The 12,149-nt window shown below is 68.0% G+C and carries 11 protein-coding genes; 9 read left to right on the forward strand and 2 right to left on the reverse strand.

The window, feature by feature from the left end:
- Positions 1-145: 145 nt before the first annotated feature.
- From AB0O71_RS00600 to AB0O71_RS00610, 3 genes are all read left to right on the forward strand, one after another.
- Positions 146-1,750 carry a sugar ABC transporter ATP-binding protein gene (locus AB0O71_RS00600; protein WP_363740714.1) on the forward strand — a complete coding sequence of 535 codons (1,605 nt, stop codon included), beginning with the start codon at positions 146-148 and terminating at the stop codon, positions 1,748-1,750.
- 1 nt (position 1,751) lies between these two features.
- A complete protein-coding gene (locus tag AB0O71_RS00605; protein WP_363740717.1) occupies positions 1,752-2,765 on the forward strand; it encodes an ABC transporter permease in 1,014 nt (337 codons plus the stop codon).
- A gap of 82 nt (positions 2,766-2,847) precedes the next feature.
- The gene (locus tag AB0O71_RS00610; protein ID WP_363740719.1) at positions 2,848-3,921 is read left to right on the forward strand and encodes a substrate-binding domain-containing protein; all 1,074 of its coding nucleotides are present in this window, start codon (positions 2,848-2,850) and stop codon (positions 3,919-3,921) included.
- Between the two features lie 55 nt (positions 3,922-3,976).
- Here AB0O71_RS00610 and AB0O71_RS00615 read toward each other — a convergent pair whose 3' ends face one another.
- Positions 3,977-4,924 (reverse strand): sugar-binding domain-containing protein, encoded by a 948-nt coding sequence (locus AB0O71_RS00615; RefSeq protein WP_363740721.1) that lies wholly within the window; start codon positions 4,922-4,924, stop codon positions 3,977-3,979.
- Positions 4,925-5,057: 133 nt separating this feature from the next.
- Between AB0O71_RS00615 and AB0O71_RS00620 the strand changes: the two genes are divergently transcribed.
- From AB0O71_RS00620 to AB0O71_RS00645, 6 genes are all read left to right on the forward strand, one after another.
- On the forward strand, positions 5,058-5,702 hold the full coding sequence (locus AB0O71_RS00620; protein ID WP_363740723.1) for an SIS domain-containing protein: 645 nt from the start codon (positions 5,058-5,060) through the stop codon (positions 5,700-5,702).
- Entirely contained in the window at positions 5,699-7,156 is a 1,458-nt protein-coding gene (gene xylB / locus AB0O71_RS00625) for a xylulokinase (RefSeq protein ID WP_363740725.1), read from the forward strand. Before AB0O71_RS00620 ends, xylB begins: the two co-directional genes overlap by 4 nt.
- A complete protein-coding gene (locus tag AB0O71_RS00630) occupies positions 7,153-7,899 on the forward strand; it encodes a hypothetical protein (protein ID WP_363740727.1) in 747 nt (248 codons plus the stop codon). The genes xylB and AB0O71_RS00630 overlap by 4 nt, the downstream gene beginning before the upstream one ends.
- Positions 7,896-8,933 carry an NAD(P)-dependent alcohol dehydrogenase gene (locus tag AB0O71_RS00635; protein WP_363740729.1) on the forward strand — a complete coding sequence of 346 codons (1,038 nt, stop codon included), beginning with the start codon at positions 7,896-7,898 and terminating at the stop codon, positions 8,931-8,933. Before AB0O71_RS00630 ends, AB0O71_RS00635 begins: the two co-directional genes overlap by 4 nt.
- 77 nt (positions 8,934-9,010) lie before the next feature.
- Entirely contained in the window at positions 9,011-9,769 is a 759-nt protein-coding gene (locus AB0O71_RS00640) for a glucose 1-dehydrogenase (protein ID WP_363740731.1), read from the forward strand.
- Positions 9,769-10,800, forward strand: a complete 1,032-nt coding sequence (locus AB0O71_RS00645) for an alcohol dehydrogenase catalytic domain-containing protein (protein WP_363740733.1) — start codon at positions 9,769-9,771, stop codon at positions 10,798-10,800. Before AB0O71_RS00640 ends, AB0O71_RS00645 begins: the two co-directional genes overlap by 1 nt.
- A gap of 73 nt (positions 10,801-10,873) precedes the next feature.
- Here the strand turns inward: AB0O71_RS00645 and AB0O71_RS00650 are convergent, their stop codons facing one another.
- Entirely contained in the window at positions 10,874-12,121 is a 1,248-nt protein-coding gene (locus AB0O71_RS00650) for an AGE family epimerase/isomerase (protein WP_363740735.1), read from the reverse strand.
- Positions 12,122-12,149 lie beyond the last annotated feature (28 nt).

Below are 12,149 nucleotides of genomic sequence, written 5' to 3' on the forward strand. Positions count from 1 at the left end.
ACAGACTGTAGCATCGCTCATATGTGCGGCCGTGTTTCTCAGATGTTACAAGTCGTGGTAAAAACCTATACGGGCCTCGAACGAAGCGCCCACAAGCCGGGACGACGAGGAACCTCCGCTCGCCGTGGAGAGGGGTGAATGCAACATGAGTAACCAGCAGGCACAGGTGCGCGATCCAGCTCCGCACGTGCCGGCCACCGGAACACTGCTCGAATGCACGAATATCGTCAAAGGTTTTGGAGGGATCCCTGTGCTCCGGGGAATCTCGCTGAGCCTCGAAGCGGGAACCGTGACTGCGCTCGCGGGCGAGAACGGCGCGGGCAAATCCACGCTGATGAAGATCGCGTCGGGCCAGTACCGCCCTGACGGCGGCACCGTCGAGGTGCAGGGCACTCCGCTGCCGGCCGGCAACGCGCAGGCGGCGCATCGACTCGGCGTCGCCATCGTGCCGCAGGAGCTCGCATCGATCCTCGAACTCACGGTGTACGAGAACCTCTTCATCGGGCGCGAGCTGCGCGGACCGCTCGGGCTTCGCCGCGGCGCGATGATCGAGCAGGCTCGCGAACAGCTCGCCGTCTTCGGGCTCACGACCGATCCGCGCAAGCGCATGGGCGACCTTCCGGTTGGCATTCGCCAGATCATCGAGATCGTGAAGGCAACGAACACTGGTGCCAACGTGATCCTGCTCGACGAGCCCTCGAGTGCGATCTCCGAGCGCGAGGTGGGTCGTCTCCTCGAGGTCATGGGGCTGCTGCGCGACCGCGGCGTCGCGCTGCTGTTCACGACGCACAAGATGGAGGAGATTCGCGCCATCGCCGACCGCGTCATCGTGCTCCGAGACGGCGAGCTCGTCGAAGATCAGGCGCTCTCGAATCTGACGGATGACGACATCGTGACCGCGATGATCGGACGAGAGCTCGAAGACCTCTTCCCAGAGCGAGGTGTGCCGGGCGCGGAAGTCGTGCTCGAGCTCGACGAGCTCCAGGTTGCCGGAGCGAGTGAGGCCATCTCGCTGCAGGTGCGTCGCGGTGAGATCGTCGGCCTGGCCGGCCTGGTCGGTGCGGGTCGTACTGAACTCATGGAGACCGTGTTCGGCGTGCGCAGGTCGGAGAGCGGCGAGGTGCGCGTGCGCGGATCGCGTGTGAAGCCGGGAGAACCCGCTGCGGCGATCACGGCGAAAATGGCGCTGGTACCCGAGGATCGCAAGGGTTCCGGGGCCGTGCTGCCCATGTCGGTGCTCGACAACGGCACGCTGCCCGGCCTCGCGCAGTTCTCCATCGCCGGTTTCCTGCGGCAGCGCGCGCGCCGTGAGCAGGTCGGCAAGGTGATGGATTCGGTGCGTCTGCGCAGCCGAGACCTCGACCAGTCGCTCGAAACCCTCTCGGGCGGCAATCAGCAGAAGGTCGTACTGGCCCGCTGGCTCACCGACGATGTCGACGTGCTGCTGCTCGACGAGCCCACCCGCGGCGTAGATGTCGGCGCCCGCAGCGAGATCTACCGCATCATCGTCGAACTGGCCGCCAGCGGTATGGCAGTGCTCATGGCCTCGAGCGACATGCCGGAGATCCTCAGCCTCTCCCACCGTGCGCTCGTGCTCCGAGAGGGCGCGGTCGCAGGTGAACTCACCGCAGCCGACCTCTCTCGCGCCGAGGTGCAGGACCGAATCTTCCGCCTTGCCAGCGGACTCGAAGCCACAGAAGCTGACACGGCAGCAGCTGACGCCGCAGACGCTCCTCGAAAGGACGCATGACATGTCGAATCCGACACAGACCGAAGTGATGCGGACGGTGTCCGAGAGCGGCGACCTCCGCCGATTCTCGGGCCCCTGGTTCCGCGAGCTGGCCATCCGCTACGCGATGGTCATCGTGATGCTGCTGATCATCGCCTTCTTCCTCTACCGGAGCGCACGCTTCGGCACGGTGGACAATGTGACGACCATCCTGGTCGCAGCCGCGCCCTTCGCGCTGATCGCGCTGGGGCAAACCCTTGTGATTCTCACCGGCGGGATTGACCTGTCGGTCGGAAGCGTCATCGCGTTGAGTGCAATGGCCGCGGCCGTCGCGGCCAAGCAGATGCCCGACCAGATCTGGCTCGCGGTGGTCGTCGCGGTGGTCGTCGGCTTCGCCGCCGGCTCGGTGAACGGCTTCGTCGTCTCGGTGATGAAGGTGCCGCCGTTCATCGCGACGCTCGGCATGCTCACGCTCGCCAGCGGCCTCGCGTTCGTGCTCGGCGATGGTGCACCGATCAACGGGCTCCCCACCGAATACGGTCAGTTCGCCAATACGCGCGTCTTCGGGCTCACGATTCCCGTGATCCTCATGATCATCATGATCGTCGGTTTCGGTCTCATGATGCGACGCACCAGCTACGGCCTGCGTGTCTACGCTGTGGGCGGCAATCCCCTCGCAGCGCAGATCGCCGGCGTGAAGACGGGACGGGTGCTCTACAGCGTCTACGCCATCAGCGGCGCGCTCGCGGGTCTCTCGGGCATCATGCTCTCCTCCCGCGTGATCAGCGGATCGCCGAACCTCGGCCAGGGATACGAGCTCGATGCCATTGCGGCGGTCGTGATCGGCGGAGCGAGCCTCATGGGCGGTCGTGGGACCGTCTGGGGCACGGCGCTCGGCCTGCTGCTCATTCAGACGCTCAACAACGGTCTCGACATCTTGACCGTGCCCGCCTACTGGCAGGACGTGATCAAGGGCGTGCTGATCGTCGCCGCCGTCGCGGTCGACGTGTGGGCCAGTAAACGTCGACGATCTTGACCGCGATGGCGCCTGCGGGCGCAGGGCGATCTCTCACCGCACCACTTTCCAGTTACCCCTCACCATCGAAATGGAGTACCCCATGAAGTTCACCTCTCGAATGAACCGCGGATTCGCGGTCGCCGTGGCCGGCGCGGCAGTGCTGTCGCTCGCGGCTTGCGGTGCCGGCGATCCTGCAGCGCAGCAGAGCGCCGATGACAGCGGCAAGGAACGCGTCACCGTGGGCGTGAGCGTCTACGACATGTCCTCCTTCATCACCGAAGGCAAGGAAGGCATCGACCGCTACGCGGAAGACAACAACATCGAGATCCTGTGGAACGTCGCGAAGATGGACGTCTCGACGCAGGCGACGCAGGTCGACCAGTTCATCCAGGCCGGCGTCGATGCGATCATGGTCGTTCCCGTGCAGGCCGATACGCTGCAGCCGCAGGTGACGGCAGCGAGCGAGGCGGGGATCCCCTTCCTCGACGTGAACGCGACGCTGAACAACGATGAGGTCGCGGGCAGCGTGCAGCCCGATGACGTCGCGGCCGGTGCGCAGGAAGCGCAGATGATGGTCGACGAGCTCGGTGGCACCGGCAACGTCGTGATTCTGCAGGGCCCCCTCGGCGGGTCGGGCGAAATCAACCGCGGTGCCGGCATCGACCAGGTGCTCGAAGAGAACCCCGATATGAAGGTGCTCGCGAAGGACACGGCGAACTGGAGCCGCGATGAGGCCGTCAACAAGATGAAGAACTGGATCTCGGCGTTCGGCGACGACATCGACGGTGTCATCTCGCAGAACGACGACATGGGTCTGGGCGCCAAGCAGGCTCTCCGCGAGGCAGGCATGGAAGATATTCCGGTCGTCGGCATCGACGGCATCGAGGACGGCCTGAACGCCGTGAAGAACGGTGACTTCATCGGCACCTCGCTGCAGAACGGCACCGTGCAGCTCGCGACTGGCGTTGCAGTCGCCGCAGCGATCGCGCGTGACGAAGAGGTCGACAACAACCTCATCTACACGATGCCCCCCATCACGCAGGACAACGTCGAGGACGCACTCGACCACGTCGTCAACGATCGCCCGGCCTTCCTCGACGGGCTGAGCGCATTGATCGCCGAGAACCTCGAGACCGGCGACATCGCCTACGAGGGCCTCCCCGGCCAGGAGTAGTCAGCACTCGAACGGCGGCGGTTTCCTCCCGGGCAGGGGAGGGGGCCGCCGCCGTTCAGGCTTTGCGGGAGCCCGAGAGCAGGGCGAGAGCCGACACCCGGTCGGTGATGAGCGTGGTGACGAACCCGGCCATCAGCACAGCACGGAGCGCGGCGTGCTTCTCGGCCCCACCCGCAACCACCATGATCTCGGGAACAGCGCGCAACTGATCGAAGGGGATCGCGATGGTGCGAGCATCGAGGGCGGAGACGCGGCCCCCTGTGGCGTCGAAGAGTGCGGCGGCGACGTCGGCGCGCACGCCGCTCGCGATGAGCCCGCCTGCGGCATCGTCGGAGATCGACTCTGCGAGCTGCGAGACGACCGGGCTCCAACTTCCCACCGCGAGCACTGCCCGGGTGACCTCTTCCATCCGAGCGAGGGTGTGCGCGACACCGGGCTGGCGGCGCAGCATGGAAGCGGCTTCAGCGTCAGAGGCCACGAGCGGAACGTACAGCGAGGCGGGTTCGCCGCCCGAGATCGCGCTGACCGTGCGCACGAGATCGCCCGCGGTTTCTCCTGGCGGGCCGGCGAGCCCGGTCAGTTGCACCACATCGCACTGGGGCAGCTCTCGCAAGTGCTCGGGAATCGCCGCAAGGGTGCGACCGCTCGCGAACCCGAGGACCTCGCCGGGGCGCACGTGGGCTTGCAAGTATGTTGCGGCCTCCCTGCCGAGGGCGCTTCGCAGAGCCTGGGGGTCTGCGTCTCCCTCGGGCAGCGTGACGCAGTGGATGTCGCGGAGACCGTATCGCAGGCGCAGTTCTGCGACGTCGTCGCGGCCCAGGGCCTGCGGCGCGCCGACGCTGATGCGCAGCACGCCGAGCTCCCGAGCTTCGGCGATGAGTCGCGCGACGCGAAACCGCGACATGCCCGTGCGCGCGGCGAGCTCCACCATGGGCACGTCATTGATGAAGTGCTCTCGGGCGACGTGCGCCATCTCGACCAGCCTGTTGGGACCGGGTTCCACGGGCGTCTCCTCTCGATGCGTCATCTTCTCACACCGGCCGGTTCCGGCTCGACGAATGCTCGGAGCCGGAAGTCGCTTCCCGCCGCGCTAGGCACTAGAATAAATGCAACAAATGAGAGATCAGGTCAATCATATGAGCGCAACCGCCGCAGACCTCGTGCAGCACGCCCGGGAGTCCATACTTCGCGAGTCTCAGGCACTCGCGAATCTCGCCGACCAGATCGACGAGACGTTCGCCGAAGTGGTTGCAGCCGTGCAGCGCTGCGCGGGCAAAGTCGTGACGACGGGCGCCGGCACCTCGGGCATCATGGCCGATCGCCTCGCGCACCTGCTCTCCGTCTCGGGTACGCCCGCGTTCTTCCTTCCGTCTCAGGATGCGCTGCACGGCGGTATGGGTGCCGTGACCGGTGACGATCTCGTCATCGCGTTCTCGAAGGGTGGCCAGTCGGCCGAGCTCACGCAGCTCGTCGAGCGACTCGTCGAGCGGGGCTCTGAGGTCGTGGCGGTGACCGAGCGCCCCGATTCACCGTTCGCTGCTGCGGCGACCCGCATCGTGCACATCGCCACCGACCCCATCGAAGCCGACGCGGGCGGTCTCATCGCACTCGGCAGCACGCTTGTGGCCGGAGCATGGGGCGACGCACTCACCGTCACGCTCATGGGCCTCCGCGGTTTCAGCTGGGAAGAGGTCGTGCAGATTCACCCAGCCGGCATTGTGGGGCAGCAGCGCGACCTGCCAGAATCGATCGCCGCCCCCCAGCGGGGAGGCGTGGCATGATCGCCGTCGTATGCGGCGTCGACACCTCGACGCAGTCGTGCAAGGTCGAGTTCTTCGCGCTCGAAGACGGACGCAGGATCGCGGGGGCGACGGCTGCGCACCCGCCGGTCGCGCCGCCGCGCAGCGAGCAGAATCCGCACGCCTGGTGGAACGCGTTCGTCGGCGCCTTCCGCGCCGCGCTCGCGCAGGCGGGCGACGTGAGCGTCCGAGCGATTTCCGTCGCCGGCCAGTGCCACGGCATGGTGCCGCTCGACGCGACCGGAGAAGTGATCCGCGATGCGAAGCTCTGGAACGATACGACGACCGACACCGAACTGCGCCATCTCGCCGAGCGCATCGGCCCCGAGCAGCTGATCGCCTCGACCGGGTCACTGCCCACCGCGGCCTTCACGCTGAGCAAGGTCGCGTGGTTCGCCGGTCATGAGCCCGAGAACTTCGCGAGGCTGGCCACGATTCTCCTGCCGCACGACTATCTCACCTACCGGCTCACCGGGGTCTTCGCGACCGACCGCTCGGAGGCCTCGGGAACCGGGTACTTCGATCCGGCGACCAACCGCTATCTGGTTGACCACCTCGAGCTCATCGACGATTCGCGCGACTGGGCGCCGATGCTTCCGGAGGTGCTCGAGCCCGAGGGCGTCGCAGGCACCACGACCGCGGCGGCGATGACCGAGCTCGGTATCAGCGAACCCGCGCTCGTTTCCGCCGGCGGCGGCGACCAGCACGCCTCCGCGTTGGGGCTCGGGATCACCGAAGGCGACGCTGTCTTCGCCTTCGGCACGTCAGGGGTGGTGTTCTCGACGACCCCTGATCCGGTGCGAGATCCGCGCGGCTTCGTGAACGGCGTCGCGAACCTCACCGGCGGCTTCTTGCCGCTGGTGTGCACGCTCAACGGCGCGAAGGTGATCGATACTTTCGCGAGGCTCATGGGAACGGATCACGACGAACTCTCGGCTCTCGCGCTGCAGGCGGGGAACGACGGCCCGGTGCTCGCCGCCTTCCTGGACGGGGAACGCACCCCGAACCGACCGCTCGCCTCTGGGCTGCTCGCCGATCTCACGACGGAGACGACCCGCGAGCAGTTGGCCCGGGCCGCTTACGAGGGGGTCGTCTTCGGCCTCGTCGCGGGCCTCTCCCACTTCGAGCGGTGCGGCGTGCGCACCGACGGCGAGGTGATCGCCATCGGCGGTGCGGCCCGATCTGCCGCGACGCGGCAGATTCTCGCCGACGCGCTCGGCAAGCCCGTACACCTCGTCGACGCCCCCGAGGCCGTCGCTCGCGGCGCCGCGGTACAGGCGGCCGCGGTGCTGAGCGGGACGCCGATCATGGAGCTCGCAGAGCGATGGAAGCCGGCACGTCGCGTCTCCGCCGAACCCGGTCGTGTCTCGGCCGATCGCTTCGACCGCTACACAGAGGTCGCAGCGGTCGACGCGCTCGACCGGAGCCGCGGATGACCGGGATTCAGGTTGTGTCCCGCTCCTCGTCAGAGGCCCTGCCGCACGCGGAGTGGCTCGACGACCTGCCGGAGGGCACCGTGTACGGAAGCCTCTACGCTGCACCTGCGGGGGAACGTGCGGCGGTGGCCGATAGCTTCGCGGCGGCGGGACTGCCCATGCACCTCGACGTGATCCTCGACCGCGATGCGAGCGGTGCGCTGGTGCACCGGGGCATCGTCGCGGCAGAACTGCACGAGCTCGGCGAACGGCACCCCGACTCCCTGCTTGAAGTGCACGTGATCGTGCTGGCGGGAGCGAAGCGGGCGGCCGAGGGCGGGAGCGAGGCGGAACTGCACGCGGAGGTCTCAGCGGTGCTGAGCATCGCTGCCGCCGTCGGCGCTCAACGTGCGGCCCTGCCGGCGGACATGTCGACCGATGCGCTGCTGACCCGCGAGTTTCGCGAGGCGGGTGGCGAGGTGTGGACGGTGCTCGAACCCGGCGACGCACCCGCGATCCTGCCGGCCAGTGGGGTCGACGGCGCCCTCGTCATGCTGATCGAGCCCGGAACGCGCGAATCCGCGCGACCCGAACTGCTCGACCGGATTCCGAACCTCGCTCCCAGCGTGCAGGTGAGCGTCGACGGGGGCGTCAACGCCTCCATCGCGCGCCATGCCATCGCGCTCGGAGCTCACCATGTCATCGTCGGTCGGGCGCTGCTCGGCCCCGAGCAACCCGAAGCAGTACGAGGAGAACAGCCATGACCCAGCCAGAGATCCCGGAGCGGATGCGCGCCAGCGTGCTCCTCGGCACGCGAGAGCTCGCGATCGAAGAGCGCCCGGTGCCGGCGCCCGCCGCCGACGAGGTGCTCGTTCGCGTCGGCGCCGTCGGCGTGTGCGGTTCAGATGTGCACTACTTCCGTGAAGGGCGTATCGGCGACTTCGTGGTCGAAGCGCCGCTCGTGCTCGGGCACGAAGTCGGCGGCGTCATCGTCGCCGTCGGCGAGAACGTCGACGCAGCCCGCATCGGCCAGCGAGTCGCCATCGAACCGCAGCGGCCGTGCGGGCGATGCCGCGAATGCCGCATCGGCACCTACAACCTGTGCCCCGAGATGGAGTTCTACGCAACGCCCCCGATCGACGGTGCGTTCGCAGAGTTCGTGACCATCCAGGCGGCCTTCGCGCACGACGTGCCCGACAACGTCACCGACGAGGCGGCCGCCCTGCTCGAGCCGCTCTCGGTCGCGATCACCTCGGTGCGCAAAGCCGGCATCGTTCCCGGCTCAACGGTGCTCATCGCCGGCGCCGGCCCGATCGGCATCATCACGGCACAAACCGCACGCGCGTTCGGTGCTGGCGAGGTGATCGTCTCCGACCTCGTCGAGACGCGCCGCGACCGGGCGCTGCAGTACGGCGCGACGCGAGTGATCGACCCGCGCACGCAGAACCCGGCTGATCTCGATGTGCCGATCGACGCGTTCATCGACGCCAGCGGTGCGGCTCCCGCGGTGCAGTCGGGCATCCGCGCCGTGCGCCCGGCCGGAACCGCCGTGCTCGTCGGGCTCGGCAATCCCGAGATGACGCTGCCGGTTGAAGACATTCAGAACCGCGAGATCACCGTCACGGGAATCTTCCGCTACACCGAGACCTGGCCGGTCGCGATCCAGCTTGTCTCCAACGGCCAGGTCGACCTCGACTCGCTCGTCACCGGGCGCTTCGGCCTCGACGAGGTCGAGCAGGCGCTCGAGAGCGACACCGACCCCGACAGCCTGAAGTCGGTCGTCTACCCGGGTCGCTGAACCGCATTCGCATCACACGACGCGCGCAACTCGCTGCGCGCGTCGCACCACGCATCTACACGAAAAGGACACGAAACATGACTTCGTTCAGCCTCGAGGGCAAGACCGCTCTCGTCACCGGCGGTAACCAGGGCCTTGGGAAGGCGTTCGCCTACGGGCTCGCCGAGGCCGGCGCCCGCGTCGCGATCGTCGGCCGCAGCGCCGAGCGCAACGCGCAGGTCGTCACGGAAGCCGCTGAGCGCGGCCACGAGTTCGTCGCCATCACCGCCGACATCACCGATGACGCGCAGATCACGCGCATGGTCGACGAGGCCAAGGGCGGTCTCGGGCAGATTGACATCCTCGTCAACAACGCGGGCACCTGCTTCCACGGCGAATCGTGGAGCGTCACGGATGAGCAGTGGGATGCCGTGTGGGATCTCAACGTCCGCGCGCTCTGGAAGACGAGCATCGCCGTCGGCGAGCACATGCGCGAGATCGGTGGCGGTTCGCAGGTGAACATCGGCTCGATGTCGGGTCTGATCGTCAACCGCCCCCAGTGGCAGCCGGCCTACAACGCATCGAAGGCCGCGGTGCACCACCTCACCAAGTCGCTCGCGGTCGAGTGGGCTCCGCTGAACATTCGCGTGAATGCCGTGGCCCCCGGCTATGTCAAGACGGAGATGGCGCCGGTCGACAACCCCGAGTTCCAGCGCTACTGGATCGAGGATGCACCGCAGCAGCGCTTCGCCCTGCCCGAGGAGATCGCGCCCAGCGTCGTCTTCCTCGCGAGCGAGGCTTCGTCGTTCATCACCGGATCGGTTCTCGTGGCCGACGGCGGATACACGGCAGTCTGATGAGCGACGTGCAAGACGCTGTGCGTCGTATCGTCGTCAACAGGGCCGATGACATCCGCGTCGAGCAGATTTCGGCGCCCGTCGCGGGTGCTGGCGAGGTGCTCGTGCGCTCGACCATCGTCGGCATCTGCGGATCGGACGTGCACGCTGCGCACGGCCGCCACCCGTTCATGTCCCTGCCGTTCTGGCCGGGGCACGAGGTGATCGGCGTCGTCGAGGCTGTCGGCCCCGACGCGCCGGCCGATCTCGTGGGCCGGCGAGTCGTCATCGAGCCCAACCTCGCGTGCGGGGAGTGCACGCCGTGCCAGCGGGGCCGGTACAACATCTGCGCGACCCTCGATGTGTTCGGCTGCCAGACGCCGGGCGGCATGACGGATCGCTTCGCCATCGCCGCCGACCGCGTCATCCCGCTGCCCGACGACCTGAGCGACCGCGAAGCGGCGCTCATCGAGCCCCTCGCGACTCCCGTGCACGCCGTGCGCCGCGCGGGGGATCTCACGGGTGCGCGCGTCGTGGTGCTCGGCGCGGGCCCCATCGGCCTGTTCGTGACGATCGCGGCGCTGCACGCGGGGGCCGAGAAGGTCGTGGTCGCCGATCTGCTCGAGTCGAAGCGCGCCCGAGCGGAGCGCCTCGGCGCCTCTGGCAGCTTCGATTCGAGCGCCCCCGATGCCGCTGCGGCCGCGATGCGCGAGCTCGGCGGCAAGGCGGACGTGGTGTTCGACTGCGTCTCGCGCGAATCGACGGTGCACCTCGCCATCGAGATGCTCGAGAAGGGTGGCACGGTCATGACCGTGGGCGTGCCTGCGGGGCCGACGACCATCGACCTCGAGCTGATCCAGGATCGCGAGATCGCGCTGCTGGGCAACCTCATGTATGTGCGCGAAGACGTGGAGGCGGCGATCGAACTGCTGCGTGAGCGTCGTCTGCCGCTCGACGAGCTCATTACGGGGGTCTTCCCCCTCGATCAGGCCCAGCAGGCGTTCGACGCATCGAACGACCCCGAGCAGGTCAAGGTGCTGGTAGAGGTGTAACCCTCCTCCTCCCCGCCCCACTCGCCGTTTTTTGGGGCGGAGTGGGGCAGGGCTGCGCTGAGGGGCCGGCGGGTCAGCTCGCTTCGCGGGCGCCGGATCGCAGCCCGTGCGTCAGGCTGTGCGTCATGGGCAGGCGCGCGAAGAGCGTCGCCTGGAGCGCGTGGTAGAGGTCGGGCTTGCCGCTCCAGGTGCCGCTCGCTGGCGCCCCATCGGCGTCGAGCTCGTGGATCCAGCTGCCATCCGCCTCGATGTGATGCGTCGCCGCGTACTCCCAGAAGCGGGCGTACCACTCGGCGTACGACGCATCTCCGGTTGCGCGGAAGAGCGCCGCCGACGTGCCGATAGCCTCGGCGATCACCCAGTGGAAGCGGTGGTCGTTCAGCACGGTGCCCGCCCAGTCGGTGCTGAAGGCGAAGCCACCGCGATCCTCGTCCCAAGCGTCTTCCACCGCGCGGGCGAACAGGCTGCGCGACGCATCGGTCAACCAGGTGTCGGCCGATCCGGTCGCCTCGCGCTGCGCTGTCTCGAGTGCGATGAGCAGGCGCGCCCACTCGAGCCAGTGACCGACGGTCGCCCCGTACGGCCGGAAGTGGCTGTCAGGGGAGTCGGCGCCGTACTCGGGATCGGGCGTCCAATCCTCGAGATAGTGCTCGGGCAATCGCCAGTCGTTCTTCGCGGTCACGTCGCCGATGAGGCGTCGCACGATGGCCGTCGAGCGCTCGACGTGACGGGGATCGCCATCGGCCTCGTACGCGAGCAGGCCCGCCTCGACCAGGTGCATGTTGGGATTGGCGCCGCGATACGGGTCGAGCGCGGTGAACTCGCGGTTCCACGTGTCGGCGTACATGCGCGCTTCCGGTTCCCACCAGCGCTCGAGTTCGTCGAGCACGTCGGTGTACAGATCGTCGGCCTCGAACCCCGCGAGCTTCGCCGATGCTGCGGCCAGCAGCACGAACGCGTGCCCGTAGCTCTCTTTCGCGTCGGAATTCGTCGCAGGGTCCGCCGCGCCCACGGTGACGAACCAGCCCCCGTGCTCGGCGTCGCGCAATGCTCCGGAGCGGAGGAATGCGAGCCCGTGCTCCACGCGCTCGGCCTGCCCGGGAACGCCGAGCAAGTGCCCGAGCACCGCGCAGTAGGTGTAGCGGCCGGCGAGCCAGAGCTGCGCGCCCTGGGAGGTGGCAGGGGCGCCCGAGTCGTCGAGCCAGGAGAAGCCGCCGCTCGGGTCGAGCGCCGGTTCGGCGAACGCGAGCAGCCGAGCGGTCTGATCGCCGAGCCACGCGCGGTGGGCGTCGGTGTCGATGGAGAAGCGGTGGTCGGTCATGCGAAGCCTTTCGAAACGGCACTGCGCC

It is taken from the genome of Leucobacter sp. NPDC077196 (assembly GCF_040687075.1).
Taxonomy (GTDB): Bacteria; Actinomycetota; Actinomycetes; order Actinomycetales; family Microbacteriaceae; genus Leucobacter.